At 59.2% G+C, this 23,483-nt stretch carries 27 protein-coding genes; 13 read left to right on the plus strand and 14 right to left on the minus strand.

The window, feature by feature from the left end; all coding sequences use genetic code 11:
• Positions 1–948 carry a homoserine O-succinyltransferase gene (metA, locus tag Q1A51_RS09220; RefSeq protein ID WP_299597016.1) on the minus strand — a complete coding sequence of 316 codons (948 nt, stop codon included), beginning with the start codon at positions 946–948 and terminating at the stop codon, positions 1–3.
• A 152-nt stretch (positions 949–1,100) separates the two neighbouring features.
• Here metA and Q1A51_RS09225 point away from each other — a divergent pair, with 152 nt between their 5' ends.
• Together Q1A51_RS09225 and Q1A51_RS09230 are read left to right on the plus strand one after the other, a co-directional pair.
• On the plus strand, positions 1,101–2,012 hold the full coding sequence (locus Q1A51_RS09225; protein WP_299597014.1) for a hypothetical protein: 912 nt from the start codon (positions 1,101–1,103) through the stop codon (positions 2,010–2,012).
• 40 nt (positions 2,013–2,052) lie between these two features.
• On the plus strand, positions 2,053–2,385 hold the full coding sequence (locus tag Q1A51_RS09230; protein WP_299597012.1) for a hypothetical protein: 333 nt from the start codon (positions 2,053–2,055) through the stop codon (positions 2,383–2,385).
• Here Q1A51_RS09230 and Q1A51_RS09235 read toward each other — a convergent pair.
• The 6 genes from Q1A51_RS09235 to guaA form a co-directional block, all read right to left on the minus strand.
• Positions 2,382–3,251 carry an ATPase gene (locus Q1A51_RS09235; protein ID WP_299599635.1) on the minus strand — a complete coding sequence of 290 codons (870 nt, stop codon included), beginning with the start codon at positions 3,249–3,251 and terminating at the stop codon, positions 2,382–2,384. The genes Q1A51_RS09230 and Q1A51_RS09235 overlap by 4 nt on opposite strands.
• 41 nt (positions 3,252–3,292) lie before the next feature.
• Positions 3,293–4,228 carry a DMT family transporter gene (locus Q1A51_RS09240; protein ID WP_299597010.1) on the minus strand — a complete coding sequence of 312 codons (936 nt, stop codon included), beginning with the start codon at positions 4,226–4,228 and terminating at the stop codon, positions 3,293–3,295.
• A 106-nt stretch (positions 4,229–4,334) separates the two neighbouring features.
• The gene (locus Q1A51_RS09245; protein ID WP_299597008.1) at positions 4,335–5,546 is read right to left on the minus strand and encodes an outer membrane protein transport protein; all 1,212 of its coding nucleotides are present in this window, start codon (positions 5,544–5,546) and stop codon (positions 4,335–4,337) included.
• 67 nt (positions 5,547–5,613) lie between these two features.
• Positions 5,614–6,483, minus strand: a complete 870-nt coding sequence (locus Q1A51_RS09250; protein WP_299199314.1) for a DMT family transporter — start codon at positions 6,481–6,483, stop codon at positions 5,614–5,616.
• Positions 6,480–6,758 carry an antibiotic biosynthesis monooxygenase gene (locus tag Q1A51_RS09255; RefSeq protein WP_299597005.1) on the minus strand — a complete coding sequence of 93 codons (279 nt, stop codon included), beginning with the start codon at positions 6,756–6,758 and terminating at the stop codon, positions 6,480–6,482. The genes Q1A51_RS09250 and Q1A51_RS09255 overlap by 4 nt, the downstream gene beginning before the upstream one ends.
• Positions 6,749–8,323 carry a glutamine-hydrolyzing GMP synthase gene (gene guaA, locus Q1A51_RS09260; protein ID WP_299597002.1) on the minus strand — a complete coding sequence of 525 codons (1,575 nt, stop codon included), beginning with the start codon at positions 8,321–8,323 and terminating at the stop codon, positions 6,749–6,751. The genes Q1A51_RS09255 and guaA overlap by 10 nt, the downstream gene beginning before the upstream one ends.
• 191 nt (positions 8,324–8,514) lie before the next feature.
• Between guaA and Q1A51_RS09265 the strand changes: the two genes are divergently transcribed.
• A complete protein-coding gene (locus Q1A51_RS09265; RefSeq protein ID WP_299596999.1) occupies positions 8,515–10,059 on the plus strand; it encodes a trimethylamine methyltransferase family protein in 1,545 nt (514 codons plus the stop codon).
• On the opposite strand, the gene Q1A51_RS09270 is transcribed toward Q1A51_RS09265, so the two are convergent.
• Positions 10,060–10,359, minus strand: coding sequence for a DUF6477 family protein (locus tag Q1A51_RS09270; RefSeq protein ID WP_189370559.1), 300 nt, complete (start codon positions 10,357–10,359; stop codon positions 10,060–10,062). It abuts the gene before it with no gap.
• A 272-nt stretch (positions 10,360–10,631) separates the two neighbouring features.
• Here Q1A51_RS09270 and Q1A51_RS09275 point away from each other — a divergent pair, with 272 nt between their 5' ends.
• From Q1A51_RS09275 to Q1A51_RS09295, 5 genes are all read left to right on the plus strand, one after another.
• Positions 10,632–11,771: a DUF6456 domain-containing protein gene (locus tag Q1A51_RS09275; protein WP_299596986.1), complete on the plus strand. Its 1,140-nt coding sequence runs from the start codon at positions 10,632–10,634 to the stop codon at positions 11,769–11,771.
• Positions 11,772–11,887: 116 nt separating this feature from the next.
• Complete coding sequence (locus tag Q1A51_RS09280; protein WP_299671246.1) at positions 11,888–12,094, plus strand: hypothetical protein; 207 nt, start codon at positions 11,888–11,890, stop codon at positions 12,092–12,094.
• On the plus strand, positions 12,072–12,533 hold the full coding sequence (locus Q1A51_RS09285) for a hypothetical protein (RefSeq protein WP_299596983.1): 462 nt from the start codon (positions 12,072–12,074) through the stop codon (positions 12,531–12,533). The genes Q1A51_RS09280 and Q1A51_RS09285 overlap by 23 nt, the downstream gene beginning before the upstream one ends.
• Positions 12,534–12,651: 118 nt before the next feature.
• Positions 12,652–13,599 carry a lipoyl synthase gene (gene lipA, locus Q1A51_RS09290; protein WP_299596980.1) on the plus strand — a complete coding sequence of 316 codons (948 nt, stop codon included), beginning with the start codon at positions 12,652–12,654 and terminating at the stop codon, positions 13,597–13,599.
• 237 nt (positions 13,600–13,836) lie between these two features.
• Positions 13,837–14,046: a hypothetical protein gene (locus Q1A51_RS09295; protein ID WP_299596978.1), complete on the plus strand. Its 210-nt coding sequence runs from the start codon at positions 13,837–13,839 to the stop codon at positions 14,044–14,046.
• Here the strand turns inward: Q1A51_RS09295 and hpt are convergent.
• Entirely contained in the window at positions 14,039–14,575 is a 537-nt protein-coding gene (gene hpt / locus Q1A51_RS09300; protein WP_299596975.1) for a hypoxanthine phosphoribosyltransferase, read from the minus strand. The two genes, Q1A51_RS09295 and hpt, sit on opposite strands and share 8 nt — an antisense overlap.
• Before the next feature lie 75 nt (positions 14,576–14,650).
• On the opposite strand from hpt, the gene Q1A51_RS09305 reads away from it, so the two are divergent.
• Together Q1A51_RS09305 and Q1A51_RS09310 are read left to right on the plus strand one after the other, a co-directional pair.
• The gene (locus Q1A51_RS09305; protein WP_299599633.1) at positions 14,651–15,094 is read left to right on the plus strand and encodes a type II toxin-antitoxin system RatA family toxin; all 444 of its coding nucleotides are present in this window, start codon (positions 14,651–14,653) and stop codon (positions 15,092–15,094) included.
• 54 nt (positions 15,095–15,148) lie between these two features.
• Entirely contained in the window at positions 15,149–16,381 is a 1,233-nt protein-coding gene (locus Q1A51_RS09310) for an MmgE/PrpD family protein (RefSeq protein WP_299596972.1), read from the plus strand.
• On the opposite strand, the gene Q1A51_RS09315 is transcribed toward Q1A51_RS09310, so the two are convergent.
• From Q1A51_RS09315 to ispD, 5 genes are all read right to left on the minus strand, one after another.
• Positions 16,363–17,544: an ammonium transporter gene (locus Q1A51_RS09315; protein WP_299596969.1), complete on the minus strand. Its 1,182-nt coding sequence runs from the start codon at positions 17,542–17,544 to the stop codon at positions 16,363–16,365. The genes Q1A51_RS09310 and Q1A51_RS09315 overlap by 19 nt on opposite strands.
• Before the next feature lie 171 nt (positions 17,545–17,715).
• Complete coding sequence (locus Q1A51_RS09320; RefSeq protein WP_299596966.1) at positions 17,716–18,189, minus strand: CinA family protein; 474 nt, start codon at positions 18,187–18,189, stop codon at positions 17,716–17,718.
• Complete coding sequence (locus Q1A51_RS09325) at positions 18,186–18,680, minus strand: phosphatidylglycerophosphatase A (RefSeq protein WP_299596963.1); 495 nt, start codon at positions 18,678–18,680, stop codon at positions 18,186–18,188. Before Q1A51_RS09325 ends, Q1A51_RS09320 begins: the two co-directional genes overlap by 4 nt.
• A complete protein-coding gene (gene ispF / locus Q1A51_RS09330; protein ID WP_299596960.1) occupies positions 18,677–19,156 on the minus strand; it encodes a 2-C-methyl-D-erythritol 2,4-cyclodiphosphate synthase in 480 nt (159 codons plus the stop codon). The genes Q1A51_RS09325 and ispF overlap by 4 nt, the downstream gene beginning before the upstream one ends.
• On the minus strand, positions 19,146–19,811 hold the full coding sequence (ispD, locus tag Q1A51_RS09335) for a 2-C-methyl-D-erythritol 4-phosphate cytidylyltransferase (protein ID WP_299596957.1): 666 nt from the start codon (positions 19,809–19,811) through the stop codon (positions 19,146–19,148). Before ispD ends, ispF begins: the two co-directional genes overlap by 11 nt.
• A 182-nt stretch (positions 19,812–19,993) precedes the next feature.
• Between ispD and dusB the strand changes: the two genes are divergently transcribed.
• From dusB to Q1A51_RS09350, 3 genes are read left to right on the plus strand one after another with little or no spacing between them, the layout of a single operon-like run.
• Positions 19,994–20,974 carry a tRNA dihydrouridine synthase DusB gene (gene dusB / locus Q1A51_RS09340; protein WP_299596954.1) on the plus strand — a complete coding sequence of 327 codons (981 nt, stop codon included), beginning with the start codon at positions 19,994–19,996 and terminating at the stop codon, positions 20,972–20,974.
• Positions 20,971–22,062: an ATP-binding protein gene (locus Q1A51_RS09345; protein WP_299596951.1), complete on the plus strand. Its 1,092-nt coding sequence runs from the start codon at positions 20,971–20,973 to the stop codon at positions 22,060–22,062. The genes dusB and Q1A51_RS09345 overlap by 4 nt, the downstream gene beginning before the upstream one ends.
• Before the next feature lie 3 nt (positions 22,063–22,065).
• Entirely contained in the window at positions 22,066–23,427 is a 1,362-nt protein-coding gene (locus Q1A51_RS09350; RefSeq protein ID WP_299199083.1) for a sigma-54 dependent transcriptional regulator, read from the plus strand.
• Positions 23,428–23,483 lie beyond the last annotated feature (56 nt).

Genomic DNA, 23,483 nt, shown 5'->3' on the forward strand with positions numbered 1-23,483 from the left:
TTACCCCCGCAGATCGGTGCGGTCCTGGCCGATCCGGTTCATGTCATACGGGGTGGTCAGATAAATCTCGGACAGCCAATTGCCATAAAGAAGATGCGCATGGCTGCGCCACCGATTGGTGGGCATGTGCGTCGGGTCATCGCCGGGGAAATAGTCGACAGGCAGGGCGATCTCGGCTCCTTCGACCTGAACATTGGCCAGATCGCGGTCATATTCCTGTTTTAGCGTGTCACTGTCGTATTCAAAATGGTTCAGGATGTAGAGGGCGCGGTGCGCTGGGTCCTCGATCAGGCACGGCCCGGCTACATCCGAGCCCAGCAAGACGGGCAGGCCAGCGGCTTCGACCTCCGGTGCACGTACCTCGGTCCAGCGAGAGACAGGCACCACGCAGTCATCGGAAAAGCCCCGCAGATATGGCGATGCAGGCGCCAGATTCGCATGCCGATACGTGCCGAACAGTTTTGACCCCAGCAGGTGTTTGGGCACCCTGTGGAAATGATGCAGCATGGCCATCCCGCCCCAACACACACCAAATGTGGAGTGCACATTGGTCTGGGTCCAATCCATGACCTCTTCCAACTCGGCCCAGTAATCCACGTCCTCGTATTCCAGGTGCTCGATGGGGGCGCCGGTGATGATCAACCCGTCAAACTTCTGCGCCTTCACCTCCTGAAAGGGGCGGTAAAAGCTCTCCATATGCGCGGCGGCCGTGTTCTTTGTCTCGTGGTCCGACATACGGATCAGCGTCAGCTCGATCTGCAAAGGCGTGGCCCCGATCAGGCGCGCAAACTGTGTTTCTGTCTGGATCTTCTTGGGCATCAGATTCAACAGCCCGATCTTCAGCGGGCGGATATCCTGATGACTTGCCAGCTCCTCGTCCATTACCATCACGCCTTCGTTCGTCAGAACGTCATAGGCGGGCAGGGTGGATGGCAATTTGATAGGCATGATCGCAATCTTTCACAGTGGTCGCGATCAGATAGCGGTTGCTGGCCCGGGTTTCCAGATGTGTAGGCGTTGGTAAACAAACCTTGACAGGGGTGTGACGTCCAACCGATGGTTGACGATATTTTATAAAGTTCGATTTCAGGAGGTCTGCGATGGCACGTTTTTGCCTGATTGCCCTTTGTTTATTTGCACTATCTGCCTGCAACGCGCCGGATGCTGGCCCCGGCGTCAAGGCGTTCGGAGAAACAGTCGCTGCTGCATCCAAGTCTGCCGAACCGGAGATTGATAGGGCTGTTGCCGAGCAAACGCGCGCGTCCGTTGCTGCAGCTGCCCGCAGTGGGCGCGACATCTATGCCGCGCCACTGGGCTGTCAGGATGTGGCGCTGTCTCTGGATCTCAGCACAGTCCCAGATGATCAGGCGGTTGCGCCTTGTGATCTGACGCCAAAGGTCACCCTGTCGAAAAAGAGGGGCGACGCGAAGTTTGCGCAAGAGGGGCTACAAACCTTGCAGGACTATGCAGCGACATTGTCCGCGATTTCCGGGTCTTCGGTGGCCGGTGACGTGACCACCAACTTCAATGCCTTCAACAAAAGCCTGACCGAGTTTGCTGCAACGGTGAATGTGGCGCCCAAGAACGCACCCCTAAATGCTGAACAAGTTGGCGCATTGGGCAACCTGCTCGGAACGGCGGTTGAGGCACGTCGTCGCGCTATTCTGGAGCGCCTCGTCTCAACAGCGCATCCTGAAATCCGCACAATCGTCTACGAGTTGATCGCGCATTTCGAGATCAAGGGTGATGATGACATGCTGGACGCTTTCGACCGTTTGGATGCTGCCTATGGGCGCATGACGGACGCACAGGGTACATCCGGATATCTGTCCGCTGTGCGGGCGTATGAACAAGAGTTCAAGCGCTTTGAAAAGCAGAAGGCCAAGGCGCAGTCAGTCAAATTGCTGGCCATTTGGCGCCAACACCAACTGTTGTTGGAGCAGGTAAAGTCTCGACCGGATGCGGCCGAGATTGGCAAGCTGGTCAAACAGGTCCAGGCCCTCAAGGGCTGATTATTTGAATAGGTGATTTATGAAAAAAAATGTCATTGGAATGGCAACTTATGAAGAGTTGTTGATTGTAGGACGTGCAGCCTCGGCCGAGTTGGAGGAGCGCGCGGATGAAGAACCTGATCTGAGCCAGAAAAAGGCGCTGCGGCGGACGGCCCGAGATATCCGGAGCGGCATGACCAAGCTGCGGCGCGCGCAGTATGTTGAGCTGACAACACCGCGCCCAGGCGAGCCATCCACTGCGGGCGCTCGTCTGCGTGCCGCGGTAAAGGCGGCCAAGGCGGACCTTCGTAAACTGGAAAAAGCGGCCAATGCGCTCAAGATTGCTGCGAACTGGCTGGATCGCGCGACGAAGCTGTTCCGGATCGTCGCCTAGCCGCTGTGCAGTTTAGAGGTCAGTGCGTCTGCGATCAGATCGACAAAGTCGGCCTCGCCGTTCAGGGTGGCCACGTCGTCTGCGGTCACTGTCACACTCCAGCGTGACATCGATTCGTATCGTGGTTGGCGGTGTGCCAGCGCGCGGGCGTAGGTCCAGCGGACAAAGGCATTGGGATCGACCTTGTCCTCGGCGTCACCCGTTTCGGCAAGGTATTCAGACCAGCAGCCCAGCAGAAAGTCAGGCTGATACGCCATGGGTTTCGGCGCTTTATCGAAGCGGGCGATCAGCGCGGCAGTGTGTGCTTCGTCCCCTTTGATCCAGATCGGAAGCGCGACAGAGCTTAGCGTGGTCATCAAAGGGTCATTGTCATCGTTGGGATCGACCCATTCGCAGATCGACCCGCCTGTGTCACAGATAAAATTGGGGTATCCATAAAGCTGCTGCGCCCGTTCAGCGAAATAGCCGGTGTCGTTAAGCGCGGCGATTTCTGACAGGCGGAACTGCTCTTGCCGACGGCGATACTCTGCGATTGGCAAGCCACCTTTGGCCGGGTCGCCTGGTTTTCCCAGGTAGGTGGAAACAGGGCTCAGGTTATGGAAGGTGATGTTCGAGCCGATATAGATGCTGTCGGACATCAGAAGATCGCGCAGAAACGGCACCTTCATCGCTTCGGCCTTGGCATTGTCGGTAATGCGTTCGCCCATGTAGCGCGTGCCGATCCGGTAATCGATCGAGTAGTGGAACCAATTCCCGCTGTCGCGCAATGTCGTGGACATGTGTGTCTTGCCCAAACCGGACATGCCAAAAACAAGCACACGTTTCGACGGAGCGGCCCGCCAGCTGTCCGCATCGCGATAAAGCATTGTCGTCAAGGTCCCCGCGCCGTTTTCCGGTTTGGGCTGTCCTAGCCGCGAGGGGTGGGGCGGTCAACGCTCCTGCGTCGCAGAAGGGTGAGGATGCGACCATCGATGATGGCCAACCCAAGCGCCAGCAGGGCGAAACCAGCAAAGGCGTTTGGGTTCAGTACCTCGTCCCGCACAATTGAACCCAGGATGATTGCGACCGGTGGAATGACCAATGTTACCAGCATCAGATTGCCCGATCCGGCCATGGCCAGAACGCGATAGTAGAGAAGGTAGGCGCCTGCCGTCGCGATGATTGCATAGTAGGCAATGGCCAGAACAGTGTCGGTGTGCAGGTTCAGGCTGATTGGCCCATCGACAACCCAGGCTAACGGAACTGTCACCAGGCTGGACCCCGTCAACATGCCCGCCGCTGCGACCTGCGGGCGTAAACCACTCAGGAAGTGCCGCCCCCAAACGCCAGCCAGAGCGTAACTGACTGTGCCGGCCACAATTGCCACTTGGGCCAGGCTGCGCAGATCGAAGGATTTGAAGTTCTCAAGTCCGATCGCAGTCGCCACGCCGAAAAACCCAAGGACAACACCCACTGCCTTGCGGGCACTGATCCGCTCGTCCGCAAAAAAGAGCGCTGCTGCAATCACGCCAAAGATGGCCGTGGCCGCGTTCAGGATCGAGGTAAGACCGGTTTCAATGTAAAGCTGCCCCCAAGCCATGAGACCGAAGGGGATAACGTTGTTCAGAACACCCATGCCCAAAAACGCGACCCAGATGCGCGGATTGCGCGGCACCGGCATGCGCATTGCCCAGACCACAAGCCACAGGGCGCACATGGCCCAGAATGTGCGATGTGCGATGCTGGTCAGGGGGGCAATCTCGTCCAGAGCGATGCGGATGGACAGAAATGACGCGCCCCAGATCAAACCAAGAAGAAGAAGTTCGGACCAGGCGCGCCCCGAGAGGGTTTTTTGTGCTGTCATGGACGCACCCTGTCAGCCCGACTTGTCTTCCGCCACCCGGAACCTGCGCAAAGAAAAACCCCGCCTAGAAAGGCGGGGTTTCTGATGTATCCCTGCGGGGACAAGTTTAGAATTTGTATTCGAAGCGCAGGCCCAAAGAAATCGCGTCATTGCTTTCAAAGTCCGCTACGGGGGTCGAACCGCCCGGTGCAGCAATAGCGTCTCCGAGGAACGTGTAGCGCACGCCGCCTGCGATCGCGAAGTCTTCATTCACATCGTATTTCGCGCCGACTGCGATGAACTGTGAACCGTTGTTAGGAGCAAGGGGCGACACAAGGTCGTCATCCCCTTCAGTTGTGAAACCAACGGATACGGATCCCGACCACTTTTCATTGAAGCGACGACCAATACCAATCGAGAAGTCATACCCGTCTTCGAGGTCCGTCAAAGACCGCCCAAAGTTTTCAGGTATCACTTCGGTATCGCTATAACGAGCATAGCGCAACGTACCGAAAAGCAACGTATTCTGCGCGATACCCGTTTGGAAATCTAGGTTCAGACTTTCAGGAGTATCCACTTCTGTAACACTGCTGAGCTGAACAGGTACGCCGGGAATGGTTTCAACAGTGGGCAGGTCGTGGCTTGTTTTTGAATTGTACGTCAGAGCGACACGCAACGCGATTGCGGGGATTTCGTAAGCTGCACCAACAACGTAGCCAAATGCGCCATCTGATGCGAACGCAGCGTTAAATCCATTTGCTCCAGCAGGGGCAAATGCGAAACCACCCAAGCTGACGTTTGCGGATACCTCTTGGTACCGTAGTCCCCCGTGGACCGACCAATTGTCGTTGAACTTGTATCGGGCCAAGGCGGTGTAAGCGATGCTATCTACCGTCGCGCCAGTTCCGCCTAGAGCCGATGCTGCCGGGCTTTCGGTGTAGAAAGTGTCCGCTCCGTATGGTTCATCAATAATGAACGCCAAGGACAGCCGGTCGTTGAAATCGTATTTGATCGCACCCGACCAAGTCAGATACGAGTCTCCGACGTTGGCAATTGGCGAACCCGCGATACCAGGAACAGGGAACGTGGACTGCGTTGTTCCTTCAACTGTAGGATCGGTGTAGGCAAACGAAAGCTGCGCACGATTGCCTTCCTCGAACAGAATGCCAATGTTCTGACCGGAGCGGTCAAGGCCGACGGCGTGAGCAGATGCGGTGGACGCCAGCAGCGCCGCCACCGTCATTAGACGGGTTTTCATATTATTTCCTCCCAAATGGCGCACAGAGTGGATGTCGAGTGGGTGCGCTTTGGGATGGTATAAGCCTTTTTCAAGGGGCATGCGTCAATATTGACGCTAGGGCAGATGAGCGCTCGTGACGGAGCGTCATAAGTTTGTGACATTCGGGTCACATCGCTTTGGATTGCCGCGATTCGACCAGAATGTTCACGTAATTGCCCGCAAAGATGACGGCCGCGCCAACAAATACCCAAACATCAATGACTTCGCCATAAACGAGCATCCCGATCACTGCGATGGTTGGCAGGCGAATAAAGTCAATGGGGACTACGACGGTTGCAGGTGCAATGGAAAGTGCGTTGGTCAGGCAATAATGCGCCAACAGGCCAGCGCAGCCGATCAGGAATACCCAAGGCCCGGTTTGCAGGTCGGGCAGGGCGATGTCGCCATCATATCCCGCCATGGCGATTCCCATGACCAACTGCATGGATGTCAGCCAGAACAGGATGGATGTGATCCCTTCGTGCCGGGTTAACCGCTTGGTCAACATGATCGTGAGCGCAAAGAAGATGGCCGAGGACGCTGCGGTGATAACACCAGCGTTGATCCCGGCCATGTCGGGCCGCGCAACGATCAGGATGCCAACGAACCCCATAATCGCGGCCAGTGCGCGCACGCGGGTCAGCCGTTCACCCAATATCAGCGGACTCAAAACAATCACCCAGATAGGCGAGGTGAACTCCAGCGCAAAGACCTGCGCAAGTGGGATCACCGTGACCGCGTAGAACCAAAGGTTCTGGCCCGTGAAATGCGCGACGTTGCGGACCAGATGTGTACCAAGGCGATCCGTCTTGATGCTGCGCCAGGCACCGGTGGCCAAGGCGAACGCACAGACGACCACGATGCCAACGACGCTCCGATACATCATGATCTCAAACGTATCGAGGCTGTCGGAAACCTCGCGTCCGGCGACTGCCATGGTCGAAAAAGACGCGATGGACCCTGTCATCCAAAGCGCTGCCCTAAGGACTGGACTCATGGCATGCCCTTGATGGCGTAGTCGCGAGCAATACCCGCTGTTTCTTTCGCCCAGATAGATTTGGAGGCGCGAGACTGATGTGCATCAAAAGCTGCGGGATCAGTAAACTCTTCCGAGACAGTCCAAACCAACGGATCGTCTGTGGGCAACACATCGAATCGAATGCAGCCGGGTTCGGCCCGTGTCAGACGCACGTGCTCGGGCAGCGCTGCACGCACACGTGCTGCCTCTGCCTCTGACGCACAGCGCAGAAACCCATCCAGCGTTACTCCCATTCGATGGTGCCCGGAGGTTTCGACGTGATGTCATAGGTGACACGGTTAATCCCCGGAACTTCATTGATGATGCGTGTCGCCGTTTCACCAAGGAATTCATGGGTGAAAGGATAGTAATCTGCCGTCATCCCATCGACTGAAGTAACCGCGCGCAGCGCGCAGGCATAATCATAAGTCCGTCCGTCGCCCATCACGCCGACCGTGCGCACGGGAAGGATGGCGCAGAAGGCCTGCCAGATCTCGTCATACAGCCCGTGTTTGCGAATCTGATCGATATAGACAGCATCCGCCTCGCGCAGAATGTCCAGCTTGGCCCGCGTGATTTCTCCCGGGCAGCGGATGGCAAGGCCGGGGCCGGGGAATGGGTGGCGACCGATGAAGTGATCGGGCAGACCCAACTCGCGGCCCAGGGCGCGCACTTCGTCCTTGAACAATTCACGCAATGGTTCGACCAGTTTCAGACCCATCTTTTCCGGCAGACCGCCCACATTGTGGTGCGATTTAATTGTGACCGACGGACCGCCCGAGAAGCTGACGCTTTCGATGACGTCCGGATAGAGCGTGCCTTGGGCCAGGAACTCGGCACCCTCGATTTGGTCAGCGTATTTCTGGAACACGTCGATGAACAGGCGGCCAATGATCTTGCGCTTGGTCTCGGGATCGGACTGACCTTCAAGTTCACCCAGAAACAGCTCTGTCTCGTCTGCGTGGATAACTTGGAGGTTCATGTGGTCGCGGAACATGCCAACGACCTCTTCGGCCTCGTTCTTGCGCAGCAGGCCATGATCGACAAAAACACAGGTCAGCTGGTCCCCAACAGCCTCGTGGATCAACGCCGCGGCGACGGAACTGTCGACACCGCCGGATAGGGCGCAGATGACATTTTTGTTACCAACCTGATCGCGAATACGCTGCACTGCTTCCTCGCGGTAGGCACCCATCGTCCAATCGCCGGCAAAACCCGCCAACCGCACGAAGTTTTCATAAAGTTTCGCACCCTTGGGGGTGTGGTGCACCTCGGGGTGGAACTGAACGGCATAGAAGTTGCGCGTGGTGTCCGCGGTAATCGCATAGGGCGCGTTGGGCGAGGTGCCATAGACCTCGAAACCGGGGGCAAGCTTGGACACATGGTCGCCGTGGCTCATCCACACCTGTTCCTTGCCATCACCGAACCAGCCGTCCAGCAGGTTAAGCTGCCCTTCCGGCGTGACAAAAGCACGGCCGAACTCTGCCGTGCCACCTCCACCAGAGATTTTTCCACCTTCGACCAGGCCACCCAGCTGCTGCATCATCACCTGCTGGCCATAACAGATACCCAGAACCGGTATGCCCATATCGAACAAGGCGTCTGGCGCCCGGGGGGAGCCGTCACGCGTCACACTGTCCGGTCCGCCGGACAGGATGACGGCCTTGGGCGCCATGTCCCGAATCAGGTCGGCATCGACGTTCTGATAGGGGTGGATTTCGCAATAGACATCCAGCTCGCGCAGGCGGCGCGCGATCAATTGCGTCACCTGGCTACCGAAGTCGATGATGAGAAGGCGGTCATGGATCTGGTCGGTCATGTGCGTGCAATAGGCATGTGTGTCAGGGGTGGCAAGCGTCGGACAGTGGCTCTGCCCCAGACCCCGTCGTATTTTTTGTCAGAAGAAGGGAGGATGTCGCTTTTTTCCCTTGATGGACGCTAACCGCGCGCCGTTGGGTTTGGGATAGGGTAATCACCTTGGCATCAATTCATGTGAAAAGGGGATGCGGCATGGAACAGGCACCGACACGCAGACGGGGACGCGGTGGCGGCGGTGCTGCACGACGGGCCGAACGCAGTGCCGTGTCCTTCGAGACCGCGAAGTTCATCGAACGCAATATCCCGAATTTCGAGGTGTTGACGGAAGAGGCTCTCGAAATCATCGAAAACAACGCCGAGAAGGTGTTGGAAGAGATCGGGGTGAACTTCCCCGATAATCCGGCCGCTTTGCAAAGGTGGCGCGATGCGGGCGCAGATGTAGACGGTGAACGGGTGCGCATTCCATGTGGCCTGGCGCGCAAGTTGTGTGAAACAGCGCCGTCATCGTACACCCAGCATGCGCGCAACCCCGCGCGTACGGTTGAGGTGGGTGGCAAGAGTCTTGTCCTCGCCCCCGTCTATGGCCCGCCTTTTGTTCGGGATGCCAGTGGCGGCCGACGTTACGCGACGATGGAAGACTTCCGCAACTTTGTGAAGCTGGGTTACATGTCGAAATGGCTGCACCATTCAGGCGGCACCGTCTGTGAACCCACGGATGTAGCGGTGAACAAGCGGCACCTCGATATGCTGCACGCCCATATGACGTTGTCAGACAAGCCCTACATGGGATCTGTCACCGAACCCAGCCGTGCCCGCGATTCGGTCGAGATGTCGGAAATTCTGTTTGGTAAGGATTTTGTGGCCGAGAACACGGTGATGACATCGCTCATCAACATCAACTCGCCCATGACCTTCGATGATGTGATGATGGGTGCGCTTGAGGTCTATGCGCAGGCAAATCAGGCCTGCATTATCTCGCCCTTCATCGTGGGTGGGGCCATGGCGCCCGTGTCTGTTGCGGGGACGCTCACACAAGTGCTGGCCGAGGTGCTGGCAGGCATCGCGTATTCCCAGCTGTGCAGGGCAGGGGCGCCGGTCATTATGGGGGCGTTTGTCACCTCCATAGACATGAATTCAGGTGCGCCAACTTTTGGTACGCCGGAAGCATCGCACATCACCTACGGCGCCGGGCAATTGGCGCGTCGGCTTGGGCTTCCGTTCCGGTCGGCCGGGTCATTCTGCGGCTCGAAGCTGCCTGATGCGCAGGCCGCCTATGAAACGGCCAATTCGCTAAATATGGGCCTTCTGTCGGGTGTAAACTTCATGCTGCACTCATGTGGTTGGCTTGAGGGCGGGCTGGTCAGCTCTTACGAGAAATTCGTCATGGATGCGGACCAGCTTGGAACGCTGCACCATCTGGCTGCCGGCGTGCAGGTGGACGAGAACGCGCAGGCGATGGACGCCATTCGAGAAGTGGGGCCGGGCGGGCACTACCTTGGATGCGCCCATACGCAAGCGAACTTCAAGTCAGCGTTCTGGAAGTCAGACCTTCTGGATTACAAGCCATTCGAAACTTGGGAAGACGAGGGCGCGCGGGATACGGCCGCGCTGGCCACGCTTCGGGTGCAAAAGCTTCTGTCGGACTACCAGCAACCCGCCATGGACCCTGCCACGCGCGAGGCGCTGGATGCCTACGTGGCCGAAAAGAAAGCGGCAGAGCCTGACAGTTTCATGTGATCAGATTGCGGGGTCGCTTTGTGCTGCCCGCAGCGTACGCGCCTCGCCTACAATCGCGATCAGGATGTCGATGTGGCGCAGCAGGCTGTAGGACGAATCGTCATTGACGCGCTGGGCATTCAGGTCGCCTTCGATTTCCATCAGGCGCATAAGTGCGGCACCGTGGCGGGGCAACTGTCCGTAGCCCAGAAGACGCGGCAGATGCGCGTTTCGGCGATAGTCTTCCGCTCCGATTCGCGCGGCGCGCATCAGCAGGCGTGGACGACGAAGTGCGCTTAGCATTGTCAGAATATCTTGCATTTCCGGTCTCCTAAACTTGATGTCGACCCGATCCCCGTCGGGTGAGTGCAAGCAAACCATTGCACAACCTGAACGGGTGTTGCGCACGTCAAGCTGACCGCGCACGTTCGTTTAGCAACTGTTTATCTTTTGGAAACAATGCTGCGTATATCGATGAATGTTAACGATCCAGTAATCAATGCAGCTCTAGGTTGTGTGGATGTTTTTGTGGATAACCCGATGCGAACAAAGACATTCGGGGCCCAAAAAGGGAAGAAGGACGGAAAACAGCTATGCGCCACAGCGATGTACTCTGCTCGACGGACCTGAACCTGCCTGCCTGGGTTCCAGACGGGGCCGTACACTACCTTGCACACACCGAAGCCGGTTTGCCGATCCGCGAACTGGCGCGCAAGTCGGGCTGTCATGCCTCGACCGTACTGCGCCAGATCCGGCGGTTTGAAACCCGTCGCGACGATCCTTTGGTGGATGCAGTGCTGCGTAAATTGGGGAAGTCTCTGGGTCGGAAACGTTCGTCGGCTGCACCTCAGCCCATGAAGGATGATCCGGAAATGCAAAATGCTCTTGCGCGGGACCACGGTCCAGACACCACCATGATGACACAGGATTCGGTCCGCATTCTGCGGCGGCTCTGTGAAACCGGGGCGGTTCTGGCGGTCGCGGTTGATATGGAAAAGGCGGTCGTCGTACGCGATGGCGTGACCGGCAGCAGCACGCGCACTGCCGTGGTTGATCGCAAGATTGCCGAAGCGATGGCGCTTCAGGATTGGATCAGCGCGGAAAGCGCGGGGCGCATTACGCGGTACCGCATCACGCCCGCGGGCCGTACGGCCCTTGCCGAGATGATGGGAGAGGTTGAAGACGCGCAGCCGGGCTTTGCCGAGGCTGCAACACCCTTCGCAGACCAGCACCGTCAATGGGGCGAGCGTACGGTGCGCGACACGGATACGGGCCAGCCACGCAAGGTACGCTACAACCTCGCTGAATCTCCGCTGACGGCATTGGCGCGCCGCCGTGATAAGGCGGGGCAACCGTTTCTTTCAGATGATCTTGTCACTGCAGGTGAACGCCTGCGCGAGGACTTTGAACTTGCCCAGATGGGGCCCCGCGTGGCCCAAAACTGGGACCGCTTCCTGACGGGCGGCGGGCGCGGTGGGTTTGCGATGGACAGCGGTGTCGGCAATGGGCCGGAAGGGGCCCGCACGCGTGTTGCGGCGGCCTTGCGGGATCTCGGTCCTGGCCTGTCGGATGTTGTTCTGCGCTGCTGTTGTTACCTGGAAGGGCTCGAGAGTGCTGAAAAGCAACTCGGCTGGTCCGCCCGGTCCGGCAAGATCGTGCTGCGCATCGCCCTGATGCGCCTGAAACAGCATTATGACGAGACGATGGGACCGGGCGGCGGCCTGATCGGCTGAAAACCGCGCCTGTTCCGCCAAATGGCGCTGCGTCCTCCCCGCAGCGCCATTTTTTTGGTTTCTGTTCCTGTGTGACTCGCTTGCCCGCCGGTGCGGTTGGTCACAGTCAACGGGCGGTGAAGCATGATGGCATCGTCAAAACTTTGAACGTACTTGCGGTGGAGGTTTTGGATGCATCGATCAGCGATGGCGCTGTGTGCGTACGCCCGTGTGATGATGGTGATTTTGCTTCTTTTTATGTGCAGCGTGTCTGCAACGCGCGCCGAGCGACAGATGTATTTTTCTGGGTTTGTCGGCACCATGACCGAAAACAGATGGCATGACGCATTGGTCCCTGGGCGGGTGCAGTTTGCGGATTCGCATCTCGTAGGCGGTGCGCTGGGATGGGATCGCCAAATCGGCGACAGCCGCTTTCGCTATGGATTCGAAGCGCAATTGGCGGTGCATTTCGGACGTCAGGATCTTCTTGAACTAACCGTGCCGGTTGTCCTGCGATACGTTCCGAAAAAGGAGACGGTAGTGCGTTCGATCGCCGCCGGTATCGGATTGTCCTACGCGTCCGAAATTCCACAGGTCGAGATCGACCGCAATGGCGCGTCTCAGCGTCTGTTCGTCCATTGGATGGCCGAGCTTGAGTTCGGGCTATCTGATCCGCATAGATCCGCATTTGTGCGATTGCATCACCGCTCTGACGGATATGGTGTGTTCGAAGTTGATGCAGGATCGACGGGCTTTGTGTTGGGCGTTCGGCATCGCTTTTGAAGGGGGCAAGCAACGCTTTTTCCGCACTCTTTGCATAGCGGCCATGCGCCACGTGGTATTCAGCGGGAAAGTCTTTATGTTAGAACAAGTTTAACGCTGAACCAATTGGCAGAGATCCATGCGCGACCTGAAAATCCCCGAGCAGCGGCACCCGGAAAAGGCGCGGCGACCTGATAATCCGCAGCCTAAAAAGCCGGATTGGATCCGGGTCAAGGCACCGGTCAGTGAAGGGTACAAAGACACACGCAAGATCATGCGTGACAACGGGCTTGTCACCGTGTGCGAAGAAGCCGGGTGCCCGAATGTGGGCGAGTGCTGGAGCCAGGGCCACGCCACCATGATGATCATGGGCGAGGTCTGTACCCGCGCCTGCACCTTCTGCAACATCGCAACGGGCAAGCCACCCGAAGCGCTGGATGCGTTCGAGCCCGGTCGCGTGGCACATGCGGTTGAAAAGCTGGGTCTAAACCACGTGGTCGTCACCTCCGTCGACCGCGACGACATCGAGGACGGTGGGGCGGATCACTTCGCCCAGACGATCCGCGCCATTCGGCACCGCAGCCCGGAGACAACAATCGAAATTCTGACGCCGGATTTTATCCGCTGCGACCCTTCTGTGCTTGAAGTGGTGGTCGAAGCGCGGCCCGACGTGTTCAATCACAACCTTGAAACAGTGCCCGGCCTGTACCCGGAGGTGCGCCCGGGTGCGCGTTACTTCCACAGCCTGCGTCTGCTGCAACGGGTCAAGGAACTGGACCCATCCATGTTCACCAAGTCAGGGATCATGGTGGGGCTGGGTGAAGATCGGCAATCGGTCATCCAGGTGATGGAAGACATGCGCGCCGCTGACATCGATTTCCTGACAATTGGCCAATATCTGCAGCCGACACCAAAACACCACCGCGTGGACCGTTTTGTGCATCCGGACGAATTCGCGTCCTACGAAAAAGCGGCCTATGGCAAAGGATTTCTGATGGTGTCAGCGACGCCATTGACGCGGTCATCCTATCACGCCGGTGATGACTTCGCTCGGTTGCGCGCAGCCCGACAGGCAAAACTCGCCTGACACTCGGCTCTGTGCGCACAAGGCGTATCGCGCAACAGTCTGTAGCATCAATTGTCTGTCGTGACAGGCTCACCTCTGTGCACTCAAGGAACTGCATTATTGTGCGCCTGTCCACGATTTCCGTGCACTGTTCAGCGCTGCGGCGAAATAGAAATCGGAGGCGTGTCAATTTACCTTGACAGCTTTCGCGCTTGCTTCACATATCAAAAATGAACGACACACGTGGGAGTGCGCCCCATGACAGATTCAATGGGAACCATCCAAAAGCTGGAGGTGCTTATCGCCGGCTTGGACGCGCGTACCCAGGAAGTGGCAATCGCCCATTTGCATGACGCTATTGATGCGATTGCGGCTACGGCCCGCAATGAGCCGACACGCTACGCGCGGTCGGCTGACTTGAGGAACGGTACTGTGCAACGGAAGGGGGTCGTGCTGCTGTTCAAGTGAACCGGACCTTGCCGATATAGGGCAGGTTGCGATTGCGCTGCGCGTAGTCGATCCCGTACCCCACGACAAATTCATCCGGGATTTCGAAACCGGTCCAGTCTGCCTTGACCTCAACCTCGCGCTTGCTCGGCTTGTCGAGCAGGGCAATGGTGCGCAGTTTTGATGGCTTGCGCCCCTTCAGCAGCCGGATGACGTGCTGCATGGTATAGCCGGTGTCGACAATATCCTCGACGACCAGCACATCACGCCCTTCAATTGCGCCGCGCAAGTCTTTGAGAATGCGCACTTCTCGGCTGCTTACCATCCCGTCGCCATAGGATGACGCTTCAAGGAAATCGACCTCGATGGGCAGGTCCAGTTCGCGCACCAGATCGGCAATGAACACAAAGGATCCGCGCAAGAGCCCAACGACCACCAGTTTGTCAGTGCCCGCAAACTCGTCCTGTATTTCCCCACAGAGCGACTCGATCCGGGCGGCAATCGCCTTGGCCGAGATCATTCTGTCTATGACATATGGCCGCTCTGACATGCGCTTCCCCTTGATTTTGCATGACAACCGCGACACATCCCTGCGCAACGCTTGTTCAAGGTCACCTTTACCGCAATGCCCACCCATTCCGAAACCCGCTTCCTGCCTTACACCGCACAACAGATGTACGATCTGGTGGCAGATGTGGGCGAATATCCTCAGTTCCTGCCGTGGTGTGCCGCAGCGCGCGTGCGTACAGTCACGCAGCAAGGGGACAGTCAGGTGATGGAGGCGGATCTTGTCATAAGTTTCAAAGTGTTCCGTGAACGGTTCGGTTCTCGCGTCGTGCTACATCCCGCCGACAAAAAGATTGATACGGAATATCTGGATGGTCCCTTTCGCTACATGAAATCCAACTGGGCTTTCGCTGATGCCGAAGGCGGATGCGACGTTTCCTTTTTCGTGGACTTCGAGTTCAGGAACGCCATTCTGCAAGGGATCATTGGAGTTGTATTCAACGAGGCGATGCAGCGCATTGTTAGGGCGTTCGAGCGGCGTGCGGCCGCGCTGTATGGATAGCACCGACCCGGTTGAACCCGGCCCTTCGGGGAGGATTTTTTGAAACAGGGAAGTATGGACATTACCGCGCAGCTTCTGGCCTACGCGCTGGCTGAACCGCCGGAAGATGTGCGCGCGGTGATGCGTTTGTCCCTATTGGACTGGGCCGCCTGCGGTATGGCGGGGCATCGTGACGGGGCGTTCGATACTTGGGCTGCAACGTTGGACACGGATGGGCCTGCCACACGCTTTGACGGGCGTGGTGGGACGATGGCAGAAGCCGCGCTTGTCAACGGCACCTTGTCCCACGCGTTGGACTATGACGACACGCATTTTGCGCATATCGGCCATCCCTCTGTTGCGGTGATCCCGGCAGCGCTTGCCGTGGCGCAGATGCAGGGCGTGCCGCTGAACGACATGGTTGATGCGGCGGTCGTCGGGGCTGAGGCGTCGGTTGCAACTGGACTATGGCTGGGGCGGGGGCACTATCAGGTCGGGTTTCATCAGACGGCGACGGCAGGGGCCTTTGGCGCAACGATTGCGGCGGCACGGCTTCTCTGTCTGGATGGCGATAAGATGCGGCACGCACTCGGGCTATGTTCGACAATGGCGTCTGGGTTGAAGTCCCAATTCGGGACAATGGGCAAACCGCTGAACGCAGGTCTGGCCGCGCGGACCGGGGTCGAAGCGACGTTGTGGGCGCAAGCGGGCATGACCGGGTCCCCTGACGGCCTCGCAGGTGCGCTTGGTTTTGGCGACACACATCACGGGGAAGGGGCAGAGGTGCCGATTGCGTGGCGCATGGGTTCTGTCAGCCACAAGTTTCATGCCTGTTGCCACGGCCTCCATGCCGCTCTTGAAACCGTTCGTGACGTTCCGCTGCGTGATGCGACGAGGGTTGAGGTGCATACCCATCCAAGGTGGATGACCGCCTGCAATCAAGCTGCGCCTGATACCGGTCTTGGGGCCAAATTTTCCTACGCCCATGTTCTGGCCATGACAGCGTATGGCATGGATACGGGCAACATCAGCGCTTTTACCGATGCCTGTGCGCAAGATCCTCAACTTGTGTCGTGGCGGGGGCGGGTGACCGTGTCGCCTGTCGATGACCTGACCGAAATGCAGGCGCGTGTGATCGTGGATGGGGCGGAGCGTTTCCATGACCTCGACACGCCTCTTCCGTTTGAGACCCGCGCCAACCGCATCCACGAAAAAGCCCGCGCGCTGGTGGGCGCACGGGCGGATCAGATTGCGCAGGCCATCAAAGACGATGACCTGCCAGCCTTTGCTCAGCTGCTAACGTCGTAAGCGCGCTCGCCATGTACGGCGAGGTCGAGGCCGTTGACCTCGGTCTCTTCATCCACGCGCAGCGGTGTGATGGCGCGCACGACAAAGATCAGCACGACCGTTACGACCAGCGTGAAGACACCGACAATGACCAGCGACCCGAGCTGCGCAGCCCAGCTGCCTACACCAAAGACAGCGATCATGATCGTGCCAAAGATGCCGCCAACACCGTGCACGGCGAACACGTCCAGCGTATCGTCGATCTTGACCACATTGCGGATCAGATTCACGGCTTCCTGACACAGAATGCCCGCGACAGCACCGATGATCATGGCCTCAACCGGACCAACGAAGCCGGACGCAGGCGTGATGGACGCAAGTCCTGCAATGGTCCCGGTGACCATACCAACAAGGGACGCCTTGCCGAACTTGATCCTTTCCCACAGCGCCCAGGTCAGCGATGCCATCGCGGCCGAGATGTGGGTGACGGTCAGGGCCATGGCGGCGCCACCGTCAGCGGCCAGTTGCGATCCGCCATTGAAGCCGAACCAACCGACCCACAACAGGGCAGCGCCCATCATGACCATGCCGGGGTTGTGCGGCGGTGTGGTCTGGTTCTTGCGCGCGCCCAGGAAGACAGCAAGCACAAGGGCTGCAATGCCAGCGGTTTCGTGCACCACGATGCCACCGGCAAAATCCTTGACCCCAACGTCGCCAAAGATGCCGCCATCGGCCAGCATGCCGCCGCCCCACACCCAATGCACGACCGGTGCGTAACACAACAGCATCCATAGGGCCGAGAACAGCAGGACAAAGCCAAAGCCGATGCGCTCGACATATGCGCCCACGATCAGGGCGGGCGTGATGATGGCAAATGTCATCTGGAAGGCAAAGAACAGCACCTCGGGCAGGGTGCCCGACAGGCTGTCAGCGTCCACACCGCTGAGCAGCAGCTTACCCAGGCCACCCCAGTATCCGGACCCGCCGTCGCCAAATGCGATGGAGTAACCTGCCACGAACCACAGGATACTCATCAGGCAGGCAACGGCATAGCAGTGCATGAAAACGCTCAACACGTTGCGGGCGCGCACAAGGCCCCCATAAAATAGCGCAAGGCCCGGCAACGTCATCAGCAGCACCAGTGCGGTTGCCACGATGATCCAGGCGGTATCGGCTCCGTTCATTGTCCCCTCCGGAATTTTTATATGCGGGGTCGTCTGGCTGACAGCGCCTGCGGAAAAAAGAGGCGCGTGGGGTCAGGCGTGCTGATTTTAAGGGCATTTTAGTTAGTGCATATATTTTGTGCGATTTTTTGAGGTATTCGCACAAAAATAGGGCAAGGAGAAAAGCAGCGCTTAGGCCGGCACTAACGCGGCTTTCAAAAGCCCAAGCGCATGATCCCGTGCTGCGATACGTACCTTGTCACGGCCCTGGGCGCCGAATTCTACCGTCTCCGTGCGGACGCCACTGGCATCGGCGATGCCGAAACACACGCGCCCTTCGGGTTTGAACTCTGATCCGCCCGGTCCTGCGATCCCAGTGATCGATACAGCCAGCTGAACGGGTGCATGTTTCAATGCACCCTCTGCCATCTCGGCCGCGACCTCTTCGCTGACAGCGCCGTGGGCTTCAAGGGTTGCTGCCGCGACGCCCAACATGTCCATCTTTGCCTGGTTGGTGTAGGTGACGAATGCCCGCTCAACCACCGCAGACGATCCCGGAATGTCGGTCAATGCAGCGGACACCATGCCACCTGTGCAGCTCTCCGCCGTGGCAATCATGATGCCGCTATCTTTCGCTAATTCAAGGACTTCGCTGGCAAGGCTCATCCTATCAAGATCCCGTGCGCCAGTGCCGCCAACGCCAACACGCCGATGGCTGCAAACACACCGGCAATCACGTCATCCAGCATGACGCCAAGCGCATCGCCGCGCCGATCCGCCCAGCCGACAAGCCACGGCTTCCAGATGTCGAACAGGCGGAACAACACGAAGGCGGCAATCCAACCCGGCCACATCACAAGAATGTCCAAACCACGATCCCACGCCGCGTAGCTCAGCGGAAACAGGGCGATCCACTGGCCGACCACTTCGTCCGCCACGATCTCGGAAGGATCATGGTCGCCGCCGCCCGATGTCATCTGTGCAGTGGCCCACCAAGCGGCGACAAAATAGATGGCCGTTGCGGCAGCGAGCAATGGGAAGCCACCCAGTTGATGCAGGGCCCAGCCCCACGGCAACGCAATCAACGAGCCCCACGTGCCCGGGGCGGGCCTCATGTAGCCCACAAAACAAGCGGTGCCCAAAATCCGTGCAATCATGACTTGATCAACGCTGCTGTGGCGATGCAGGCAATGCCTTCACCGCGCCCGGTAAAGCCCAACCGTTCGGACGTGGTTGCCTTGACCGACACGCGGTCGATTTCGAGGTCCATGATCTCGGCCATCGCGGCACGCATCTTTGCCGCATGTGGCCCGATCTTCGGCTCTTCGCAGATCAGTGTGCAATCGACATTCGATATCTCGAACCCCATCTCGCGGGCCATGCCCACCGCATGGCGCAGGAATATGTCGCTTGCGGCGCCCTTCCACTGCGGATCACTGGGCGGAAAGTGCTGCCCGATATCGCCGCGCGCCAATGCGCCATTGATTGCATCGGTCACCGTGTGCATGCCGACATCGGCATCGGAATGACCGACAAGACCCCGATCATGCGGGACCTGCACGCCACACAGTGTCACATGATCGCCAGGGCCAAAGGCATGCACGTCGAATCCGTTTCCCAGTCTAATGTCCATCGCGCCCTCGCAAGATCCGTTCCGCCCGCTCAAAGTCCGCCGGGTGTGTGATTTTCAGATTGTCTTCATCACCCGGGACAATGGCAATCGCCAAACCATGGGCACGGGCAACCTCCACGTCATCCGCAGCGCCGCCGGGATGGGCCGCGTGCGCCGCTCGGATGGCCTCAAGGTGAAAGCCTTGTGGGGTCTGTGCTCGGTACAAGCCGTCGCGACTCCGCGTGCCGGTCACGCGACCATCGGCACCCGTCCACAGCGCATCGGTCACCGACAGGGCCGGCGCAGCACCGGCATTCTGTTCAAGTGCATCCAACACAGCCGAGATGGTCGGGGTCGTAACCAGCGGTCGCGCCACGTCATGGATCAAAACAAATTCGGCGTCCTGCACTGATGCCAGTCCGTTCTTTACAGACGCGGCACGGTCCGCGCCGCCCTGCACAATCATTGCATCCGCAGGTGCCAGTTTGGATGCGCGCGCTACATCATCGGGATGCACAACCAGCACCAGCTGCGAAACACTGCCATGTTTGGCAAAGGCCGCCAGCGTATGTGACACGACTGGCCGCCCAGCGAGGTCTTGCCATTGCTTGGGCACATCCCCTCCGGCGCGCGTACCGCGCCCCGCAGCGACAATCACGGCGGCGGCCCGCTTCATTCTTGGGTTTTCCAACTCATGCTTGATCTCTAGGCGGAGATGTGCGGCCTGTCCATGATCAGAAGTTCTGCCTAAATTTTAGGCAACACGTCAGCCTTGAGTGCGGAAACAGCGTTGCAGTGATTGAGAAAACCCCGCACGTGCAATACCAGACAGTATCGCACAAGGATTAGGCAAACCTGATGGCCACTGGTCCCCTCGACATGACAGCCCCTGTGATGCTGGCTCCGATGGCTGGAATCACTGACCTTCCATTTCGGTCCCTCGTGGCCCGGTTTGGGGCCGGTATGGTCGTGTCTGAAATGGTGGCCAGCCACGATATGCTCAACGCGCGCCCCGGCAGCCGCGAAAAGGCAGAACTGGGATTGGGGGCTGATGGCACAGCAGTTCAACTCGCGGGGCGAGAGGCGGCACCGATGGCCGAAGCGGCCAAGATGGTCGCCGGGCAAGGCGCGCGAGTCATCGACATCAATATGGGATGTCCCGCCAAGAAAGTGGTGAACGGATACTCTGGCTCTGCCCTGATGCGCGACCCGGATCACGCCTTGACGCTGATCGAGGCAGTGGTGAATGCGGTCGATATTCCGGTGACCCTCAAAACCCGTTTGGGCTGGGACGACGCCTTGATGAATGCGCCCGAGATTGCCGCGCGGGCCGAAGCTGCGGGCATCCGGCAAATCGTGATCCATGGCCGCACGCGGTGCCAGTTCTACAAGGGCAACGCCAACTGGGCTGCGATCCGCGCGGTGGTTGATGCGGTGAACATCCCGGTGATTGCCAATGGAGACATCGTGGACGCCGCCACGGCAAAGCAAGCGTTGGATCAGTCTGGCGCACATGGAGTGATGATCGGACGGGGTGCACAGGGCAAACCATGGCTTTTGGCCGAGGTTGCGCACGCGCTGTACGGCACGCCCGCACCGAACGTGCCCACGGGGGATGCCTTTGCCGAAATGGTAATGGCCCACTATGACGGGATGTTGCGCTTTTATGGCGAACTGCTGGGTCTAAGGGTGGCGCGCAAGCACCTAGGCTGGTTCATGGACACCGCATGCACACCCGCCGACCTGCGTCGTGCCGTCCTGACGGCCAAGACACCCAAGGCCACGATGGACATGTTGCCGCGCGCGCTGCGTCCCGAAACCGGGGTAGTGGCAGCATGACCGGTGCAGGGGATCTTTGGGCCTCGCTGCCCGTGCCGGTCATCATCATCGGGCCACATGATGATATCGTCGATATCAACTCGGCGGCCGAGGGCTTCTTCAACGCGTCGGCCAAGACAATGAAGGGGCTCCCGCTGTGGGATGAACTGGCAGTGGATGCGCCGCTGGAGGAAAGCCTCGCGCGTGCGCGCAAGAACGGCACGCCTCTCTTTGTAAATGACGTGGATGTGGGCCACGGCGGGCGCGCGCCCCTGCAATGCGCGCTGCAAATCGCCCCCCTGATCGGTGCGGCAGATCACATGGTGCTGATGATCTCGCCCCGCGAACTGTCGGGTCGGATGACGCAGAACCATTCGGTCAAGTCCGCCGCCAAGTCCGCCATCGGCATGGCCGAGATGCTGGCCCACGAAATCAAGAACCCGCTCGCAGGTATCACCGGGGCGGCGCAACTGCTTAGCATGAACCTCAAACCCGAGGATCTGGAACTGACCGACCTGATTGTTGAAGAGGGGCGGCGCATCGTAAAACTGCTCGAACAAGTCGAGCAGTTTGGCAATCTCTCGCCTCCCGACCTAAAGCCGGTGAACATCCACGACGTGCTGGATCGCGCGCGGCGCTCCGCTTTGCTGGGGTTCGGGGCCGAGATGAAGATTATCGAGGATTACGACCCCTCGTTGCCTTTAGCCTACGGCGACCCGGACAAACTGCTGCAAGTTGTGCTCAACCTGCTCAAGAATGCGTCTGAGGCCGCGGGCAAAGGCGGCGGCTCCATTCGCCTGCATAGCTACTTTGAACATTCCTTCCGCCTGCGCCGCGCCGATGGCGCCGGTCAATCCTTGCCCCTGCAGGTCGAGATCATCGATGACGGCCCGGGGCTGCCGGACGCCATTGCTGCCGACATCTTCGACCCTTTCGTGTCGGGTAAGGAAAACGGCACCGGCCTTGGCCTTGCCCTCGTGTCCAAGATCATCTCCGACCACGGCGGCTGGATTTCAGTCACCTCCGTGCCCGGCAAGACAGTGTTCCGCCTGTCCCTGCCGCGCGCCCCCAAATCTGCCCAACCGGGCCCAGACCAAACAAAGGACTAGCATATGGATGGCACCGTTCTTGTCGCTGATGACGACCGCACGATCCGCACCGTTCTGACCCAGGCGCTGACCCGCGCCGGGTGCAAGGTGCACGCGACCTCCAGCTTGACCACGCTGATGCGCTGGGTGGGCGAGGGCAAGGGCGACGTTGTGATCTCGGACGTGATGATGCCGGACGGCAATGGCCTCGAAATGCTGCCCAAGATCAGCGAGGACCGGCCAGGCCTGCCCGTTATCGTGATCAGCGCGCAGAACACCATCATGACAGCGATCCAAGCCGCCGAAGCCGAAGCCTACGATTACCTGCCCAAGCCCTTCGACCTGCCGGACCTGATGAAACGCACGGCAAAGGCGCTCGAGCAAAAGGCCCATGCGCCGGCAAGGGAAGAGAACAGCGACCGCCCGGATGAACTGCCTCTTGTCGGACGCACGGCGATCATGCAAGCGCTCTACCGCGTCGTGGCACGGGTGATGAACACCGACCTTCCGGTGCTGATCTGGGGTGAAAGCGGTACGGGCAAATCCCTGATTGCACGGGCCATCCACGACTTCTCCGATCGTCGTACGCTTCCGTTTGTCACTGTCACGGCAGCCGAGTTGCAAGACCTCGAAGGGCCTGCGCGGGTGCTGGCACGGGTCAAGGGCGGCACACTTCTGATCGACGAAATCGGTGACATCCCCGAGGAAATCCAGGCCCGCATCGTGCGGATGATGGACACGCCGGGCGAATATGTCCCACGCTTCCTCGCCACCTCGCAAACGGACCTGACCGCCGCGATGGAAGCGGGGCAGGTGCGCAAGGATCTGTACTACCGTCTGTCCGGGGCCACGCTGAACGTTCCGGCGCTGCGTGAACGCGTCGATGACATCCCGCTTCTGGCGGAACACTTCCTGGTCCGAGGCGAAAAGACCGGCCAGCCGCGCCGTGCACTGTCAGACGCCGCAGCCGAGATTTTCCGCACTTATTCCTGGCCGGGCAATGTCCGCCAACTGGAAAACGCAGTCCGCCGTCTCGGGCTCACCAGCCGCGCCCTCGAAATCTCGGCCTCCGAAGTCGAACAGGTGCTTGGCAGCCAGCCGGAGCTCGAACCGATCCGCAGTGCGGGCGATACAGAAAAGCTGGGGGCCTCAGTAGGGCGCCACCTCAAACGGTATTTCGACCTGCACGGCAACATGCTGCCGCCTCCGGGCCTCTACCAACGCATCCTGCGCGAGGTTGAGGCGCCGCTGATCGAGATTGCCCTTGATGCGACAGGTGGGAACCAGGCGAAATGCGCGGACCTGCTCGGCATCAACCGCAATACGTTGCGCAAGAAAATTACAGATCTGGATATTGAGGTGACACGCCGCCGTAAGTTGATGTAATACTGCCACACAACCCGTGGCCGATGGGGCGCACTTGTCCCCCGGATCACTGGATA

The organism is uncultured Tateyamaria sp., from assembly GCF_947496075.1.
Lineage (GTDB): Bacteria > Pseudomonadota > Alphaproteobacteria > Rhodobacterales > Rhodobacteraceae > Tateyamaria.

Excerpts from the sequence above, each read along its gene's own strand:
- metA (WP_299597016.1), bottom strand. The coding sequence starts at position 948 with ATGCCTATCAAATTGCCATCCACCCTGCCCGCCTATGACGTTCTGACG.
- Q1A51_RS09225 (WP_299597014.1), top strand. The coding sequence starts at position 1,101 with ATGGCACGTTTTTGCCTGATTGCCCTTTGTTTATTTGCACTATCTGCC.
- Q1A51_RS09230 (WP_299597012.1), top strand. The coding sequence starts at position 2,053 with ATGGCAACTTATGAAGAGTTGTTGATTGTAGGACGTGCAGCCTCGGCC.
- Q1A51_RS09235 (WP_299599635.1), bottom strand. The coding sequence starts at position 3,251 with ATGCTTTATCGCGATGCGGACAGCTGGCGGGCCGCTCCGTCGAAACGT.
- Q1A51_RS09240 (WP_299597010.1), bottom strand. The coding sequence starts at position 4,228 with ATGACAGCACAAAAAACCCTCTCGGGGCGCGCCTGGTCCGAACTTCTT.
- Q1A51_RS09245 (WP_299597008.1), bottom strand. The coding sequence starts at position 5,546 with ATGCCCCTTGAAAAAGGCTTATACCATCCCAAAGCGCACCCACTCGAC.
- Q1A51_RS09250 (WP_299199314.1), bottom strand. The coding sequence starts at position 6,483 with ATGAGTCCAGTCCTTAGGGCAGCGCTTTGGATGACAGGGTCCATCGCG.
- Q1A51_RS09255 (WP_299597005.1), bottom strand. The coding sequence starts at position 6,758 with ATGGGAGTAACGCTGGATGGGTTTCTGCGCTGTGCGTCAGAGGCAGAG.
- guaA (WP_299597002.1), bottom strand. The coding sequence starts at position 8,323 with ATGACCGACCAGATCCATGACCGCCTTCTCATCATCGACTTCGGTAGC.
- Q1A51_RS09265 (WP_299596999.1), top strand. The coding sequence starts at position 8,515 with ATGGAACAGGCACCGACACGCAGACGGGGACGCGGTGGCGGCGGTGCT.
- Q1A51_RS09270 (WP_189370559.1), bottom strand. The coding sequence starts at position 10,359 with ATGCAAGATATTCTGACAATGCTAAGCGCACTTCGTCGTCCACGCCTG.
- Q1A51_RS09275 (WP_299596986.1), top strand. The coding sequence starts at position 10,632 with ATGCGCCACAGCGATGTACTCTGCTCGACGGACCTGAACCTGCCTGCC.
- Q1A51_RS09285 (WP_299596983.1), top strand. The coding sequence starts at position 12,072 with ATGACCGAAAACAGATGGCATGACGCATTGGTCCCTGGGCGGGTGCAG.
- lipA (WP_299596980.1), top strand. The coding sequence starts at position 12,652 with ATGCGCGACCTGAAAATCCCCGAGCAGCGGCACCCGGAAAAGGCGCGG.
- Q1A51_RS09295 (WP_299596978.1), top strand. The coding sequence starts at position 13,837 with ATGACAGATTCAATGGGAACCATCCAAAAGCTGGAGGTGCTTATCGCC.
- hpt (WP_299596975.1), bottom strand. The coding sequence starts at position 14,575 with ATGTCAGAGCGGCCATATGTCATAGACAGAATGATCTCGGCCAAGGCG.
- Q1A51_RS09305 (WP_299599633.1), top strand. The coding sequence starts at position 14,651 with ATGCCCACCCATTCCGAAACCCGCTTCCTGCCTTACACCGCACAACAG.
- Q1A51_RS09310 (WP_299596972.1), top strand. The coding sequence starts at position 15,149 with ATGGACATTACCGCGCAGCTTCTGGCCTACGCGCTGGCTGAACCGCCG.
- Q1A51_RS09315 (WP_299596969.1), bottom strand. The coding sequence starts at position 17,544 with ATGAACGGAGCCGATACCGCCTGGATCATCGTGGCAACCGCACTGGTG.
- Q1A51_RS09320 (WP_299596966.1), bottom strand. The coding sequence starts at position 18,189 with ATGAGCCTTGCCAGCGAAGTCCTTGAATTAGCGAAAGATAGCGGCATC.
- Q1A51_RS09325 (WP_299596963.1), bottom strand. The coding sequence starts at position 18,680 with ATGATTGCACGGATTTTGGGCACCGCTTGTTTTGTGGGCTACATGAGG.
- ispF (WP_299596960.1), bottom strand. The coding sequence starts at position 19,156 with ATGGACATTAGACTGGGAAACGGATTCGACGTGCATGCCTTTGGCCCT.
- ispD (WP_299596957.1), bottom strand. The coding sequence starts at position 19,811 with ATGAAGCGGGCCGCCGCCGTGATTGTCGCTGCGGGGCGCGGTACGCGC.
- dusB (WP_299596954.1), top strand. The coding sequence starts at position 19,994 with ATGGCCACTGGTCCCCTCGACATGACAGCCCCTGTGATGCTGGCTCCG.
- Q1A51_RS09345 (WP_299596951.1), top strand. The coding sequence starts at position 20,971 with ATGACCGGTGCAGGGGATCTTTGGGCCTCGCTGCCCGTGCCGGTCATC.
- Q1A51_RS09350 (WP_299199083.1), top strand. The coding sequence starts at position 22,066 with ATGGATGGCACCGTTCTTGTCGCTGATGACGACCGCACGATCCGCACC.